The 16,388-nt window shown below is 39.5% G+C and carries 17 protein-coding genes; all 17 read right to left on the minus strand.

The window, feature by feature from the left end:
- Window positions 1-38: 38 nt before the first annotated feature.
- The 17 genes from BK583_RS12800 to BK583_RS12875 all read right to left on the minus strand — a co-directional run bounded on the left by BK583_RS12800 (window position 39) and on the right by BK583_RS12875 (window position 16,369).
- Window positions 39-1,160, minus strand: a complete 1,122-nt coding sequence (locus BK583_RS12800) for a Nif3-like dinuclear metal center hexameric protein (protein WP_055736021.1) — start codon at window positions 1,158-1,160, stop codon at window positions 39-41.
- Window positions 1,160-1,858, minus strand: a complete 699-nt coding sequence (locus BK583_RS12805) for a tRNA (adenine(22)-N(1))-methyltransferase (protein ID WP_038478960.1) — start codon at window positions 1,856-1,858, stop codon at window positions 1,160-1,162. Before BK583_RS12805 ends, BK583_RS12800 begins: the two co-directional genes overlap by 1 nt.
- A 50-nt stretch (window positions 1,859-1,908) precedes the next feature.
- A complete protein-coding gene (locus tag BK583_RS12810) occupies window positions 1,909-2,280 on the minus strand; it encodes a c-type cytochrome (RefSeq protein ID WP_035399030.1) in 372 nt (123 codons plus the stop codon).
- 250 nt (window positions 2,281-2,530) lie between these two features.
- Window positions 2,531-3,652 (minus strand): RNA polymerase sigma factor RpoD, encoded by a 1,122-nt coding sequence (gene rpoD / locus BK583_RS12815; protein ID WP_038478955.1) that lies wholly within the window; start codon window positions 3,650-3,652, stop codon window positions 2,531-2,533.
- A gap of 31 nt (window positions 3,653-3,683) precedes the next feature.
- Window positions 3,684-5,495 carry a DNA primase gene (gene dnaG / locus BK583_RS12820; protein ID WP_055736023.1) on the minus strand — a complete coding sequence of 604 codons (1,812 nt, stop codon included), beginning with the start codon at window positions 5,493-5,495 and terminating at the stop codon, window positions 3,684-3,686.
- Window positions 5,496-5,514: 19 nt separating this feature from the next.
- Window positions 5,515-5,961 carry a YaiI/YqxD family protein gene (locus BK583_RS12825; protein WP_055736024.1) on the minus strand — a complete coding sequence of 149 codons (447 nt, stop codon included), beginning with the start codon at window positions 5,959-5,961 and terminating at the stop codon, window positions 5,515-5,517.
- Window positions 5,962-6,201: 240 nt separating this feature from the next.
- Window positions 6,202-7,014 (minus strand): pyruvate, water dikinase regulatory protein, encoded by an 813-nt coding sequence (locus BK583_RS12830; RefSeq protein WP_038478946.1) that lies wholly within the window; start codon window positions 7,012-7,014, stop codon window positions 6,202-6,204.
- A gap of 15 nt (window positions 7,015-7,029) precedes the next feature.
- Window positions 7,030-7,665, minus strand: coding sequence for a transcriptional regulator CcpN (gene ccpN, locus BK583_RS20485; protein WP_084167413.1), 636 nt, complete (start codon window positions 7,663-7,665; stop codon window positions 7,030-7,032).
- A gap of 30 nt (window positions 7,666-7,695) precedes the next feature.
- Window positions 7,696-9,783, minus strand: coding sequence for a glycine--tRNA ligase subunit beta (gene glyS / locus BK583_RS12835; protein ID WP_055736025.1), 2,088 nt, complete (start codon window positions 9,781-9,783; stop codon window positions 7,696-7,698).
- Window positions 9,783-10,664, minus strand: a complete 882-nt coding sequence (glyQ, locus tag BK583_RS12840; protein ID WP_038478935.1) for a glycine--tRNA ligase subunit alpha — start codon at window positions 10,662-10,664, stop codon at window positions 9,783-9,785. The genes glyS and glyQ overlap by 1 nt, the downstream gene beginning before the upstream one ends.
- Before the next feature lie 256 nt (window positions 10,665-10,920).
- On the minus strand, window positions 10,921-11,700 hold the full coding sequence (recO, locus tag BK583_RS12845; protein WP_055736026.1) for a DNA repair protein RecO: 780 nt from the start codon (window positions 11,698-11,700) through the stop codon (window positions 10,921-10,923).
- 29 nt (window positions 11,701-11,729) lie between these two features.
- On the minus strand, window positions 11,730-11,873 hold the full coding sequence (locus BK583_RS12850) for a YqzL family protein (protein WP_078440176.1): 144 nt from the start codon (window positions 11,871-11,873) through the stop codon (window positions 11,730-11,732).
- A 191-nt stretch (window positions 11,874-12,064) separates the two neighbouring features.
- A complete protein-coding gene (gene era, locus BK583_RS12855) occupies window positions 12,065-12,973 on the minus strand; it encodes a GTPase Era (RefSeq protein ID WP_055736027.1) in 909 nt (302 codons plus the stop codon).
- Complete coding sequence (locus tag BK583_RS12860; RefSeq protein ID WP_038478926.1) at window positions 12,951-13,364, minus strand: cytidine deaminase; 414 nt, start codon at window positions 13,362-13,364, stop codon at window positions 12,951-12,953. Before BK583_RS12860 ends, era begins: the two co-directional genes overlap by 23 nt.
- A gap of 18 nt (window positions 13,365-13,382) precedes the next feature.
- Window positions 13,383-13,769: a diacylglycerol kinase family protein gene (locus tag BK583_RS12865; RefSeq protein ID WP_055736028.1), complete on the minus strand. Its 387-nt coding sequence runs from the start codon at window positions 13,767-13,769 to the stop codon at window positions 13,383-13,385.
- Window positions 13,744-14,214, minus strand: a complete 471-nt coding sequence (gene ybeY, locus BK583_RS12870) for an rRNA maturation RNase YbeY (RefSeq protein WP_055736029.1) — start codon at window positions 14,212-14,214, stop codon at window positions 13,744-13,746. Before ybeY ends, BK583_RS12865 begins: the two co-directional genes overlap by 26 nt.
- Before the next feature lie 13 nt (window positions 14,215-14,227).
- Window positions 14,228-16,369, minus strand: coding sequence for an HD family phosphohydrolase (locus tag BK583_RS12875; protein WP_078440177.1), 2,142 nt, complete (start codon window positions 16,367-16,369; stop codon window positions 14,228-14,230).
- Between the last annotated feature and the right edge of the window lie 19 nt (window positions 16,370-16,388).

The raw sequence follows: 16,388 nt of genomic DNA on the forward strand, positions 1-16,388 counted from the left end.
AGAACCCCTCTTACGGCTTGTAAGAGGGGTTTGCTTGTTTACATAAATTGAAAGGGATCCGTGCTATCCGTTGATGGAAAAACGGAAATAGCATACCCCATTGCTTTCATTCGCTTATTCAATTCTTCAGTAACGCCTATTTTCATAATTGATTCAATATGATGACCAGCGTCAATAATCGTTAGGCCGTCCATTTTTGCATCTTGAGCCACATGATAGTAAAGGTCTCCAGTTACAAATACGTCTGCTCCTTTGTGTAGCGCTTGATTCACATACTTGTTCCCATCGCCGCCAAGTACAGCAACTTTTTTTATTTTTTTATCTAAGTTACCAACTACACGAACACCATCCAAACCAAGTGCCTCTTTTACCACCTTCACATAGTCACGCAATGATTGTGGCTGCTCTAAATTACCAATACGTCCAAGTCCACGAACGAGCGAAGGCTCCTCTAATGGAATAAGGTCGTAAGCTGGTTCTTCATATGGATGAGCAGCGAGAAACGCGTTAAGGACTGACTGTAGGCTGTTTTTCGGCACAATCGTTTCAATTCGTTCCTCTTCTACCACTTCCTGTTTATTCAACTCACCAATATAGGGATTTGCATGATCTGTCGGTCGAAACGTTCCTTCCCCTACAACAGAAAACGCACAATGGCTATACTCTCCAATCAAACCTGCCCCTGCTTCACCTAGCGCTTGTCGTATACTCTCTGCGTGATCTCGAGGAACAAATCCAACAAACTTCCACATGTTCTCTTTATATGTTGGCACAAGCACATCAGCAGAATGAATCTTTAATTTTTCGGCTAATAAGTCATTCACTCCACCTTCTGTAACATCCAAATTAGTGTGTGCCGCATATATCGTAATTTCATGCTTGATTGCCTTTGCAACAATTCGCCCCATTGCTGTATCCACATTTATTTGTTTAAGGGGTCTAAACAATAATGGATGATGTGCGATAATAAGATCAACGTTTTTATCAATCGCTTCATCTATTGTCTCCTCTAAAACATCCAACGCAATCATTACAGTATGAATCGGTTTGTTTAGAGTTCCCACCATGAGACCATTACGATCTCCTTCAACTGCGTACGTTCGTGGAGAAAACTGTTCAAATTCTTTAATTACATCCTGAGCCGTAACTGCTTTTGTCATCATAAGGCCTCCTCAACCATTTTAATTTTTCGGTTTAAGTCAGCTTGTTTCTCTTCAAGCTCTACTGATTTATTCCCTAACTGTACTTGCTTTAATACACGTTTCCAGCTTGTTTTTTCGTGCTCCCATTTTTTCTTAAAAACAGACGTCTGGTGCTGCATTAGTATAGGACCAAGCCATAACTCTGTTTCTGTATATGCCACTTTAGCTTCAGAAGGTTCAGCAACAATAACTTCATAGATCTTTTCGTCTTCTTCAAGAATATCTTCTGCTACAATTCGATAGTGATGATCCATGATCCACTGACGCACCGCATGAGAGGCAACATTTGGCTGAAGCACCAATCGCTTCACCCCCATGAGTTTGTCTTTTCCTTCATCTAAAATCGAAGCAATGAGTGGCCCACCCATTCCAGCAATCGTTAGTACATCAATCTCCTCACCTTGATGCAAGACATTTAATCCACTGCCTTTTCGTACATCAATCTGATCCTCCAATTGAGACAACCTTACTTGTTTCAATGCCGATTGATAAGGACCCTCATTAATTTCACCTGCAATCGCCTTTAACGAATCATCTTTTAAACAAAGATAGCAAGGCAAATAAGCATGATCGGAACCAATATCCGCTACTATGTGAAAACCTGCTGCATAAGACGCAACACGTTCTAGCCTATGTGAAAGTTGATTTGTGTTCATTTGTTGTGTCTCCTTCCAAAAGAAAAAAGCAGGGTTATCCCCCCGCTCTCCTACTCTGACATCGACAATAAATACTCAGCTACCGCATCAATTTCTTCAGGCTGTAACTGACCACCGAATGCCGGCATATTTCCTTGACCGTTTGTTACAATGTCAACGATTTCATCATGAGACAATTGTCCCTCTAAATTGTTAATCGCTGGCGCACTAGCAGTACCACCTAAATCATTTGCATGACATGTTATACATGAACTTTCAACAATACCTTGTCCATATTCAACCGGATCCCCAATGTCAACAGGCTCTTCTTCTTCTTCATCCATGCTAGCACGTTGATCAACACCAATTGCAGACATTGCAACGATAAGTACGATTCCTAATAATGCTATAAAAGCAAACGGAATTAACGGACGTCCCTTCATATAGGTGCTCTCCTTTCTCGTTAGAACTAACCATTAGATATGTATAAAAAAGCACGAATCTACTATAGTTTACTTCAAATCGCCCATTATGAAAAGGCTTCAATTTACATTTCCCCAAAATAGCACAAAAAATTCAAATTGATTTATAAGAAAATTCACAACAACAATTTGCATTCCGTTTTAAGAAGAAGTAAAATAGAAACAAGGAAGGCACACGAAATCAGTCTATGCTGAATCCGTGTGCACCTCATTAATCAAGAAAGTCTTTTAATCGTTTGCTTCTGCTTGGATGACGTAATTTGCGCAGTGCTTTTGCTTCAATTTGTCTGATACGCTCGCGCGTAACACCGAAGACTTTACCTACTTCTTCAAGAGTACGGGTTCGACCATCATCAAGTCCAAAACGAAGTCTAAGAACATTTTCTTCTCGATCAGTTAGTGTATCTAACACATCTTCTAGCTGTTCTTTTAATAACTCATAGGCCGCAGCGTCTGAAGGTGCAAGAGCTTCTTGGTCTTCAATAAAGTCACCTAAATGAGAATCGTCTTCTTCACCAATTGGTGTTTCAAGAGAAACTGGCTCTTGAGCAATCTTTAAGATTTCCCGCACTTTATCAGGCGTTAGCTCCATCTCTTTTCCAACCTCTTCAGGGGTTGGCTCACGACCAAAGTCTTGTAAAAGTTGACGTTGAACACGAATGAGTTTATTAATGGTTTCTACCATATGAACAGGGATACGAATGGTTCTCGCTTGGTCAGCAATGGCACGAGTAATTGCTTGACGAATCCACCAAGTTGCATAGGTACTAAACTTAAACCCTTTATCGTAATCAAACTTTTCAACAGCTTTAATTAAGCCCATGTTTCCTTCTTGAATCAAATCAAGGAACAACATTCCTCTACCAACATAGCGCTTAGCAATGGACACAACAAGACGCAAGTTCGCTTCTGCTAAACGTTTTTTCGCTTCTTCATCACCTTGCTCAATACGTTTCGCTAAGTCGATCTCTTCTTCTGCAGATAAAAGCGGTACACGACCAATTTCTTTAAGATACATACGAACTGGATCGTTTATTTTTATTCCTGGAGGGACACTTAAATCGTTTAAATCAAATTCTTCTTCATTCTTTTCAACTTGCTGCATAGATGGGACTTCATCATCGGCTTCATTCACAAGCTCTACCCCTTGCTCACCAAGGTACTCATAGAACTCATCCATTTGATCCGCGTCCTGTTCAAACGAAGCCATTTTCTCTGTAATTTCGGCATACGTTAAGGTCCCACGCTTTTTACCTAATTCTACTAATTGTTCTTTTACTTGATCGATGGATAGATCACCTTCTGTCACTGGACGTAACGGTTTATCAGCCACTCGATCCCCTCCTTCCAAAATTAACGACGAGTTACTTACCTAGCAATTCTCTTTTTTTGCGTATGAGCTCCATTTGTTTCTGCGCAGCAAGAACTGGATCTTGCTCTAAGCGAGCTGCTTGCTGTTGTTCTTTAATTTGTAATAGTTTAGGGTATTGTTCAATTTTCTTAATATAATCGTCTAACTCTGCATCTGTACACTCTACTTTAACATCTTGCATAAGCAGATAAGCGGCTAGTTTTGCAAGCTTTTGATCTTCTAGACTCTCTATAAATTCCTTTATTCCCTTTTCTGGATGTTGCGAAACAAAGGAGATTAAGTAGGCATACAGCGCCTGGTGTTCATCTATATTAAAGCCATCTTGCAAACGCTCTGTTACTCGCCAAATCATCTCTTCGTCTTGTAGCATATACCCAAGAAGCATTCGTTCTGCTTTAATGTGGGCAGCTATTGGACGAGCTGTTTGAAATGTATGATGGGCTTTAACCGTGTCTCCATACCGTTCTGCCTGTTGTTGCTGACGGACCGGCGCAGCCTTTCTTTCTTTACGCATCATCTCATGATGAAGAACTTGGAATGAAAGATTAAATTCCTTAGATAGCTGCTTTAAATAATGTTCTTGCTCAATCGATTCTAATTGTGCAATAGCTTCAAGCATGTCTTCAATATACTTAAGCCGTTCTCCTTCATTTTGAAGGTTTTTTGTTTGTTTCGCATCGTACATTTTAAAAGCCATTACGGATAAAAGCTCTTTTTCCAAATAAGCTTTTAAGGCTTCTTCGCCAAATTCCTTCACATAGTCATCTGGATCATAGCCATCTGGCAATAAGCAGACTTGAATCTGGCAACCAACATTTTCGAGCACAGGAATGGTCTTTCGAATGGCTTCACGGCCCGCTCTATCACCGTCATAGCAAAGAATAATCTCTTCAGCATTACGCCGAAGTAGCTTTGCATGATCTTGACTTAAAGCTGTACCCAATGTTGCCACAGCATTTTCAATTCCCGATTTCCAGGCAGCCATTACATCCAATGCACCTTCAAACAAATAGGCTTTATTTTTTTTGCGAATAATTGGCCGTGCTTCAAACATATGAAACAGGGTTTTTGCTTTTTGATAAATCGGTGTCTCTGGACTATTTAAATACTTTGGTTGTCCTTCACCAACAATCCTTCCTCCAAAACCAACAATGTCACCATTATTATCCGATATAGGAAAAATTAAACGATTGCGGAATAAATCATAGTAACCACTTGATTTTCGCTTTGCTACTAGACCAGCTTCCTCCATTATTGTTAAATCAAACTCATTTTGCTCAAGCACCTTCGCTAATGTCTCCCACTCATCCAGGGCATACCCTATTTTGAAATGGTCAATTTGAGCTTCAGTAAAATAACGCTCCTGAGCATAAACGCGCCCTGGAGAACCTTCTTCCGTGAACATAAAAATACTGTGATACGTTGAAGCGGCTAACTGGTGAGCTTTCTTCATTGCATCAACTTTTGACGTATCTTCATAAACCTGATACTCGTTCGATTCAACGACTTGAGGTAAAGAAATTTTCGCCTTTCCTGCTAAGTGAGCTACGGTCTTTGCAAAAGACCATCCCTCCAAGTCCTGTAGGAAGGTAAAAACGTTCCCACCGGCACCACAGCCAAAACAATGATAAACCTGCTTTTCTTCAGAAACTGAAAAAGAAGGGGTTTTCTCATCATGAAAAGGACATAGACCACCATACTGTCTACCGTTTTTCTTTAATTGTACATAGTCGCCGATAACATCAACTATATCGCTTGCGTTCCTTATCTCGGCTAATTTCTCTTCAGGAATTTTCACAGACATACAGCTCTCACCTATTCCTTCAATTACCAGTGCTAAGAACTTGTTCAAGTGCATGCACAAATTGCTCTCGGTCTGTGGCAGTAAACTTCCGCGGGCCTTTTGTTTTTCTTCCCGCTCTTCTAGCCTTTTGTGCTGCATAGCGAGACTGTAACATGCTCGCCATCTCTTCTTCCATGTATACATGGCCACGAGGCGATAAGACAGTCACACCTTTAATAAGCAATAAAGAAGCAAGTGCGTGATCTTGAGAGATACATACGTCACCACGAGAAACAGCTTGCAGTAAGTACAGGTCTGCTGCTTCTTTATCCACATCAACTTGTACGGTTTTCACATGCTCAGGCAAGACCATATTATGTGCATATGAAAACACAAAGACCAATTCTTTTTCGTATTGACCACAAAGTTTAATGATTTCTTCTTTTACAGGACAAGAATCTGCATCAACGTACACCGTTGAACTCATACAGTATCATTCAACATGTAAGGTTTGATCTCCTTCTTATTTGACGAAAAAAACAAGAAACTGTCGAAACCCATTGCTCTTTCATCTTCTTTACTATCATTACCAAAAAAACGAGAAAAAGTCTTGACTTTTTAAATTTATTTGATCTACACCCTATTTATACATACAATCTGCAAAATTAGAGTCCCAATTGGCAATTATACTTCAAAACATAGCGTTTGAACAGTAAACAGTTTCCAATCAATGTTTTTGGAACATATTAGAAATCAAATTCGCTGTTTCTTCTACTGCTTTATTCGAAACATCAATTACAGGGCAGTTTACTCGTTCCATAACTTCTTGCGCATATGCCAGCTCTTGTTTAATGCGATTAATGTTCGCATAATTTGCTTCTGATTTTAATCCAAGAGCTTTTAAACGTTCTGTACGAATGCTATTAAGCTTTTCTGGACTAATGCGTAAGCCTATGCATTTTTTATTTGAGATTTTAAATAGCTCTTCAGGGGGTTCAACTTCTGGAACTAAGGGAACGTTCGCTACCTTCAAACGCTTATGAGCTAAATATTGAGATAATGGTGTTTTCGATGTTCTTGACACACCAATAAGCACAACATCCGCTAAAATAATTCCTCTAGGATCTCGTCCGTCATCGTATTTAACCGCAAATTCAATGGCTTCGACTTTTCTAAAATAATCTTCATCTAAACGATAAATTAAGCCCGGCTCATAGCGAGGTTGTTCATTCGTCAGTTGATTTATCTTCCCTAATACCGGTCCAATGATGTCAACTGTTTCAACTTTGGCTTCTTTTGCCGCCTCAAGCAAGTAATTTTTAATTTCTGGGACAACGAGTGTGAAGGCAATAAGTGCTTTCGCTTTTTTAGCGATTTGAACCACTTCTTGAATTGTTCCTTTATCCTCTACATAAGGAATACGACGAATGTCAACATTCGATCCGTTGAATTGGCTTACCGCTGCTTTCACAACCAGCTCAGCCGTTTCTCCAACTGAATCCGATACAATGTATACAATTAAGCGTTCTGTTTGCGTCATTAAGAACAGCCCTCCTTATGTTCCTTCATTCTTAGCAAGATCCACTAATAAAGAAGTCATGTTCGTCTTTGTTATACGCCCAACTACTTCATATCCTGAACCTACGTCCACTTTTTTCACAATCGGTAAACCGTCAATCTGTCTTGAAATGAGCTTATGAGCAACTTCAATAATTGAGTCTTCTTTTTCGCACATCGTAATATTAGGCATTCTCGTCATAATAATACTAACTGGCGTTGTTTCAATTGCTTGCCCACCCATACTAGCTCGTAATAAGTCTTTTCGAGATACAACGCCTACGAGGGTCGTCTGTTTATCAACAATAAACAATGTGCCACAGTCTTCTAAAAACATGGTACAGATGGCTTCATATACAGAGGTGGATTGCTCAACAATTACAGGCCTTGATTGATAATGATGAACTTTTATCTTTTGAATCTCATCCGACAAAGCAGGTGAATCCGTCTTACCAGTATAAAAATAACCAACCCTCGGTCTGGCGTCGAGAAAACCAGACATTGTTAATATAGCTAAATCAGGGCGGAGGGTTGCCCTAGTTAAAGACAAGCGCTCCGCTATATGTTCACCCGTAATCGGTCCATTTTCTTTGACAATATCAATAATGTGTTGCTGTCTAATTGAAAGTTCGATTTGAACTCACCTCTCTAACCTGAACACTAGTTACGAAGAAAAGACAATTTGTTGGAAATCAGCAAAGGATTCAATGGAACGTGCTAACCTTTTTAATAACGCTAGTCGATTGGATCGAACGTCTGGGTCTTCAACCATAACCATCGTTTGCTCAAAAAATGAGTGAATCGCATCTTGACACGTCTCTAAGATGTTGTATGCAGAAATAGCATCATGTTGCTTCCATGCTTCTACTAAACTCATCTCCACTTCAACCGTTGCTGCTAATAGCTTTGTCTCCGATTCATTCTCAAACAACGATTCATCAATTGTTGTATCTGTTTCTGCCTTTTGGGCTAAATTGGTTACCCGACTTAACGCTTCAACGGCTTTTTTAAATGCAGGCTCATTAAGCTGTTCGTTAACAGCTTCTGCTTTAGCAAACATGGAATACACATCTACAATTGGAGCCGCTAATACAGCTTCTACAACATCGTATCGATAGCCTGAATCCATCATAAGATGCTTAAAACGACTTAAAAAGAATTGAATGGCTTCTTCTTTAGTAGATTCGACACCAGCCGTCATAAATCCTTTATTATTTAATGTGTTCACCCAATGTTCAATGATTACGTCAAGAGAAAGAGCGGATTTAGTTTCTAATAAAATTTGGACTACACCGTTTGCTTGCCTTCTTAGCGCATAAGGATCTTGAGAACCTGTTGGAATTAATCCAATTGCAAAACAAGATAATACGGTATCTAGCTTTTCTGCTAGAGATAGCATAGACCCCACTGCAGTTTGCGGGAGATGATCATTTGAAAATCGCGGTAAATATTGTTCATAAATCGCTCTCGCCACTTGAACAGGTTCATTCGACTTCAACGCGTAATCCTGCCCCATCTGTCCTTGTAACTCAGGAAATTCACCAACCATATTTGTTACAAGGTCAAATTTTGCAATTGTTGCAGCACGTTCCACTAATGATACTTCTTCAGCAGGTAATCGCTCTTCTCTTGCTAACCATACCGCAAGCTCTTTTGTACGATTCACCTTTTCCGCAATCGTTCCAATCGATTCATGGAACACCACGGTTTCGAGTTTTTTATTCCACTCTTCTATAGAGAGCTTTTGGTCTTCTTCATAAAAGAATGCAGCGTCAGCAAACCGTCCCCGAAGTACCTTTTCATTCCCTTTTGATACATTTTCAATATGCTCTTCATTCCCGTTTCTTACGGTTACAAAGAACGGAAGTAATGTGCCTTCGGTTGATTCAACAGGGAAATAACGCTGATGTTCTCTCATAGTCGTAATTAAGACTTCTTTAGGCAATTGAAGGTATTTCTCTTCAAAACTACCACTTAAAGCAGTCGGATATTCAACCAAATTGTTTACTTCTTCAAGAAGATCTTCATTTACAGGAATAATCCAATCTTTTGTTGCTTCCATATCCTTTAGTTGAGAACGGATCGCTTGCTTCCTTTTATCCGCATCAACAATGACATAGTTCTCCAGTAAGCGCGCTTCATAACTTTCAGGAGTTGCTATCGTGATTTCTTTATCCCCTAAGAAACGATGACCTCTTGTTATTTGACTAGTTTTCACTTGCGCAATGGAAAACGGAATCACATGCTGACCGTACATAGCAATTAACCAACGTATCGGTCGGGCATAGCGTAAGTCAAAGGTATGCCATTTCATACGCTTTGGAAAATTTAAGCTCATAATGACTTTCTCTAAGCTTGGTAAAATGTCGACAGTTTGCACGCCTTCTGAAAAAGAGGTGGCAAAAACATATTCAACACCTTTATGGGCTTCAATAGTAAGAGCGTCTGGTTCCACACTTTGTGATCGTGCAAAACCTAAAGCTGCTTTTGTCCAGTCACCATTGTCATCTATTGCAATTTTCTTTGCTGGTCCTTTTGCTTTACTAGATGCATCTTCTTGTTTTGAAGCAAGGTCATGGATGATAATGGCTAATCTTCTCGGCGTTGAAAAAGCTTGTGTGCGGCTATACGGAAGCTTTTTCTCTTTTAACCACTGCTGCACATGCTGTTCTAGTTGTTTCACTGCATCTGTTACAAATCTGGCTGGAAGTTCTTCTAATCCTATTTCAAGGAGAAATGGTTTACTATCCATTAGTTTGCCTCCTTCTTTTTCAACATGGGGAATCCAAGTTTTTCGCGTTCCTCGTAATAATGCTTAGCTGCCTTTCGAGCGAGAGTACGTACACGACCAATGTAGCCTGTTCGTTCCGTTACGGATATCGCTCCACGAGCATCAAGCAAATTAAATACGTGAGAACACTTTAAAATATAATCATAAGCCGGGAAAACAAGGTTACGATCGAGCACACGGGTTGCTTCTTTTTCGTACGTATTGAATAACTGGAAGAGCATCTCACTATCGGAAACTTCAAATGTATATGTAGAATGTTCAAATTCAGGCTGGAGAAAAATATCACCATACGTGAATCCTTCAACCCACTCTAAGTCAAATACATTTTCTTTTTCCTGAATGTACGTAGCTAGCCGCTCAATCCCGTAAGTGATTTCAGCAGAAACAGGAGATGCTTCCATGCCACCAACTTGCTGGAAATACGTAAACTGTGTTATTTCCATTCCATCTAACCACACTTCCCATCCAAGACCAGCACAGCCTAATGTTGGGTTTTCCCAGTTGTCTTCAACAAAGCGAATGTCGTGTTCAAGGGGGTTAATACCAAGTGCTTTAAGACTTTCCAGATATAATTCTTGAATATTGTTTGGTGAAGGTTTCATAATCACTTGAAATTGGTGATGTTGATATAAGCGGTTCGGGTTCTCTCCATAACGTCCATCTGCTGGACGCCTTGATGGCTCCACATAAGCTACATTCCATGGCTCTGGGCCAATTGTTCGTAGCAATGTATGCGGACTCATTGTACCCGCACCTTTTTCAGTATCATAGGCATTCATAATTATACAGCCTTGCTTTGCCCAATAGGACTGCAATGTTAAGATCATCGTTTGAATGTTCATGTTTACCCTCCTTAATAAAAACAAAAAACCCTCAATCCTTATGCCTACTATGGCATAGGGACGAGAGTTACCCGCGGTTCCACCCTACTTATTAAACACAAAAAGTGCTTAATCACTTTACAGTTTACATGCTTAAAGAGTGCCTCATACGCTTTTGATTCTTCAGCTTACACCATCCTGAAGTCGCTATTAATCGCAAAATAAGCAGTATTTCTTCTCTCATCATAGCATATCGTCATATTTTTCTATAATACCTTTAATCCTTTTTTTCGTCAAGCTTAAAATGATTGCCATCTACTTTTTTTAGTTGGTCAATAAAGCGTTGCGATTTCAGCGTCACACCAACATACTCTTGATAGTACGATGAAATGATCTGATGAAGTCGTTCTTTTGTTTCTCTCTTAATCGAAATGGAACCTAATTTCGTCAAATCAACATAGAATAAGGTGCGAATGAGCTTAACCATTGATAACGTAACAGGGTATGCTCGCTCATCTCGGTGGACACAACCGCTGCACAAAAAGCCAGCAAAAGGAATAGAAAAAGCAATAGGGTCGCGCTCAACCGATTTACAGCTTGCACAGCCGTCTAAATTAGGCTTCGCCCCAGCGACAGTTAACATTTTTAAATCAACGATTCTTGCGATTATTTCTGGATCTTGACCAGTATCAATTTGCTTTAAAGCGAGTAACAATAAATCAAATAAAAATACATATGGTCGTCGTTCTTCGGTCAATTTCTCGATTAATTCTGTTATATAAGCGGCATGAGCAGCCTTAAATAAATCGTAGTGAAGCTGTTTAAAGGATAAGATAATTTCGCCTTGGCTTATCGTTGGTAAGCCACTCCCTTTAAAGTAAACGAATGAGCCATATACGAATGGTTGCATTACAGCTGCATAACGGCTATTAGGCTTCTTTGCTCCTTTTGCCATCACTGATAGTTTACCACTATCTTTCGTTAATACTGTTGCAATTTTATTTGATTCACCATAGTCAATTGTCTTTAAAATAATTCCTTCTTGTTTAATTAACATGTTCATTCCTTACAGCAAGTCACTGCTTTTTAAGAAAGAGTTGAATCGGTCTGGTCGTCGGCAGCCATTACCTCTACCTCTTCACCAACTGTTTCCCTTTCCAATTCCTTATGGAGTAAATAAGTCTCAATGTTTCCTGTCTGTGAAAAAACTTTCCAAGATAGAACAAGCACTGTTTCACAACTCCTCTCAATCGTTCTTATGAAGTATGATGACCTAAATTTACTATACTCATTCGATGGAAATATTGTTAATTAGCAGAGCTTGACTTTTTATTTTTGTTCGTTTTTCATCTTACTTCATCATAGCTTTTTGCATATAAAAAAACAATGGTCCAACGTCTTGTTTGGACCATTGCTTCTCTTTAATAATCGTCTTCGTTAAAGCCGTAATCTTTAAGCTGTGATGGGCGATTTCGCCAGTCTTTTTGTACTTTTACCCATAACTCTAAAAACACACTTGAACCAAGTAATGCTTCTATATCCACTCTTGCTTTTTGACCAATTTCCTTTAGCATAGAACCGTGTTTACCAATAATAATCCCTTTTTGAGAGGATCGCTCCACAATAATGGTGGCTCCAACATAAACTTTTCCATTATCCCGTCGTTTCATTTGTTCAATGACAACGGCTAAAGAGTGGGGTATCTCTTCCTTTGTTACATGTAACGCTTTTTCACGAACAAGCTCGGCAACAATAAATCGTTCTGGGTGATCTGTTATTTGATCGCTTGGGTAATATTGCGGCCCTTCGTCTAAGTGTACCTTAATTTGATCCATCATTGTTCCGACATTTTCACCTTCTAAAGCAGATATCGGCACAACTTCTTCAAATTCATAGCGTTCTCGATAGGATGCAATGATTTCTAATAACGCTTCTTTACTTACTTTGTCGATTTTATTAACGATTAGAAAAACCGGTGTTTTTGTATCCTTTAAGCGATCAATTATAAATTGTTCTCCAGGACCAAATTTAGCATCTGCGTCAATCACATACAAAATGAGATCAACTTCACGAAGAGTATTTGTAGCCACTTTCATCATAAAGTCGCCTAAGCGATGTTTCGGCTTGTGAATACCAGGCGTATCAATGAAAACGATTTGTGCGTCATTTGTCGTGTAAACACCTTGAACTTTATTTCTTGTTGTTTGAGGCTTGTCCGACATAATGGCAATTTTTTGCCCAATTATTCTGTTTAACAATGTTGATTTCCCTACATTCGGTCTCCCAATTATGGAGACAAATCCTGACTTAAACGTTTCCTCTTGATTCATTCATATCCTCCGCTTTAAAAAATCCTGGTAGTAACGCTTCTACTGTTGTTTCTTTCCAGTCGCCGTTTATATTACTTAAATAAACCGGCATTCCTGGCTCACATAACTCTGCTAATACTTGTCTACATGCACCACAGGGCGAAACCGGATTTGGTGTATCCGCCGCCACAGCAAGCGCTTTAAATGGTAGGTGATTTGGCTTATACGCTCTAAATAGTGCTGTACGTTCAGCACAGTTTGCCAAGCTATATGCCGCATTTTCAATGTTTGCTCCTTTTACAACCGAGCCATCTGCTAGAAGGAGGGCAGCGCCTACTTTAAATGAGGAATAAGGTACGTAAGCCTCTTCCCTTGCTTCAATAGCGAGCTGGATGAATGCTGCTTTTTCCATAGAAATCCTCCTTTTTCGTTATAAAATGTTTATAAAATAAGGCACAAATATAATAGCCCCAATAATGATGGCAATGATACAAAAAATGAACACGCTAGCAGCACCGATATCTTTTGCTCGCTTTGCTAGTGGATGAAAGTCTTCCGTCACTAAATCAACCGTCCGTTCGATTGCCGTATTAAGTGTTTCAGCTGTTAACACGCCTCCCATTACAAGTAGGAGCAACACCCATTCAGTCGCTGAGACGGAAAAAAACCAGGCAAGCCCACAAATAGCCATTGTACTAGCTAAATGAATTTGCATGTTCTGTTCGTGTCTAATTACATAGCCAAGACCTGAAATGGCATAGTTAAATGAACGCAATAAACGTTTTAACCCTCTACGGTTTCGATCTTCCAAGGCCATAGGATTCTAAAATCTCCTCTTGTTTAGTAAACATTTCCCTTTCTTCTTCCTTTGATTGATGATCATAACCTAGCAGGTGAAGAAAGCCATGAACAACAAGAAAAGCAAGTTCACGTTCAAATGAATGATTATATTCTTCAGCCTGTCGATGAATGTGAGCAGTGGATACAATAATATCTCCTAATAGATTCGGAATTCCTTCTACCTCTTCGTAATCCGGCTCTCCATCGTTTAAAGCAAACGATAACACATCTGTGGAGCGATCGATGCCACGATGTTCTAAATTTAACTCATGGATCGCATCCTCCTCTACAAATGTAACCGATAGCTCTGCAGCTGTATGAATAGCTTCTTCTTTACCAGCATAAGAAAGGACGTCGTGAACAAGCTTCAGTTGCTCTTCTGTCAATGTCTCTGTCTCATCAATAATGTCTATCTCAATCATTTAATACTCCTTTTTAATCATCATCATCAGGATATTCTATTCGCTGATGAAACGTTCCATTTAACGTTTCACACATCGACAGCTTAATTTGGTTTAATTCTTTTAGTGTTAAATCTGACTCATCGAATTGACCGTCTTCAAGCTTATCTTTAATAATTTTATCGACCAACTGCTCGACTTTATCAGGTGTTGGTTTTTGCATTGATCGCACAGCAGCCTCAACACTATCTGCAATGGAAATAATAGATGTTACTTTTGTTTGTGGCTTTGGACCAGGATATCGAAACTGGCTTTCAGGTACATGTTGTTTTTCATCATCTTGCTTTGCCTTATAGTAGAAAAATTTAAGCAGGCTTGTGCCATGATGTTGTTCTGCGATATCAATAATTTCCCGCGGCATTTTATGTTGCCGGAGCAAATCAGCGCCATCGTATGGATGTGAAATAATAATGGTTTTACTTAATTGGGGTGAGATCTTATCGTGAGGATTATCCCCTTTTAATTGATTCTCGATAAAAAATCTCGGACGTCTTGTTTTTCCTAAATCATGATAGTAAGCCCCTACTCTTGCTAGCAACCCATTTTCACCTAACGTTTCACAAGCTGCTTCTGCCAAATTCCCGACAACAACGCTATGATGATATGTTCCAGGTGCTTCTGTTAATATCTTTCGGAGTAGCGGATGGTTTGGGCTTGAAAGTTCAATTAACCTTGCTGTTGACAATATTCCAAAGCCTGTTTCGATAAACGGGAGTAACCCTATTGTCAGAACGGAAGCAACAAAAGCTGCTAAAAACGCTGCTAAGAAATAAAAACTTAGTTCAACCCAATTCAAATAAATACTTTTCATTAATAAAATGGATAGTACCGTTAAGCTGTTCGCACAGAGTACAAAAAAGCCAGCTTTTAAAATTCGTGTTGCTTTGTTTGATTGTTTCAAGAAATAGATGCCTGTAAGAGAACCAACTAAAATATAAAAGCCATACATAAACGCAAAGGTACTAGAGGAATCGTGATTGTAAAAAACGCTCCCAATAATAGCGAAAAGAAAACTGGTTACGATGGCAATCTTAGGGTGTAGCAACAAAGTTAGTAACATTGCCCCTGCCGCCGCCGGAACCGCAAAACCAATTCCAGGCAGAGAGATAAGAGACTCTAAGTAACTATATAGCTTCATCAGCACTAAAATAACGACGAACACAATTGAAAACATTAATAAATGTGAGTTGTTTGTTGCGACCGTCGTATGGGAATCATTTAAAAAATAAACCAGCATTCCGATTAAAATGAAGACAAACAACGCTAGTCCAATATAAGGGAAAACAACTGTAGCTTCATCCAGTAAACCAACCAATCGAAGCTGTTCATACATTTCATATGTGACAAGATCGCCTGCTTTTACAATCAATTCACCTTCACGTATGAGCACAGGGTCAATTGAATCAGCCGCTTCTTGCCTTAACCGCTGTGTTGTTTCAGCATCATAGGTTACATTAAACACAATTGCTAAATCAACTACATTGCTTATGGCTTCACGAACATCCGGCGAGAGACTTGTTACTTCCGCTATTTGATTTTCAGCGTTTTGCTTTGCTTCCTGTAAATCGCCTACCTTTATTGGTTCACTCATTGTTTCATGAACGGTATTGACAGCTGCCTCTTGAGCAGCTTGAAATTGGTAGTCAGACGTCGCCAACAACACTTCAAGAGCTTCATCACTCAAATCTGCATTTGTTGAAGAAGACAAGTCTGAGCGAACATTTTCAATTTGATCTGAAATGGAAGGAGCTTCTTCCTCTTCATCAGCTTCCTGCTCTCGTTCAAGACGAATAACCGTAAAGATATCGTTTACTTGCTGAACTCGATCTTCTTCATATTGACGGTTGTGCTTCATTTGGCTTTCGACAGCCCCTACCGCTTCCGTTCGCCTTTGCTCCGTTGCCACTCGATTTTCAACCGTCATTGGTGCGCGAATGTCTTGTTCAGCTGGTTCAGACAAATTCACTTCTAATTGCTCCGGTATAATATTGTCAAGCATCATACCGTACATAATTAAGCCAAGTATTGTATAAATAACTGTACGTATGTACGGTTGTTGCTTTATTTTCCGCCACCATTTTTTTGGAGCAGATACTTTAGGCTTATCTTCTTCCACATACAGTCACCTCACTCGG

This window comes from Shouchella oshimensis (assembly GCF_002019765.1).
Lineage (GTDB): Bacteria > Bacillota > Bacilli > Bacillales > Bacillaceae_D > Shouchella > Shouchella oshimensis.